The sequence below is a fragment of the Aliiroseovarius sp. ABM4_368 genome (genome assembly GCF_056161205.1).
This window is the reverse complement of record NZ_JBSWYR010000037.1, coordinates 1-223: the sequence shown is the minus strand read 5'-3', so window position 1 is coordinate 223 and position 223 is coordinate 1. Positions and strand designations below refer to the sequence as shown.

Sequence of the window (223 nt, the reverse complement as noted above, 5' to 3'; positions counted from 1 at the left end):
GAACTTGAACGGGACGAACTGTGATACGGCCACAGCGACGGTCGTAGTGGACCCAGCCCCGATCGACGCCATCGACGACACGCCAGCAGCTGTGAACGGCTTTGCGGGTGGCGACACCCCGTCGGTTCTGGATACAGACACGCTGAATGGCGCGGCTGTTGATCCTGCAGATATCACGCTGACGCCGGGCACGGCTCCGACACCTGCTGCGGGTTCGATCACG

Annotated in this window: 1 protein-coding gene; it reads left to right on the top strand. The window is 63.2% G+C overall.

What is annotated here, in order from left to right:
* The coding region (locus ACXAH3_RS16530; RefSeq protein WP_474863374.1) for a hypothetical protein at positions 1 to 223 on the top strand (223 nt) is incomplete at both ends.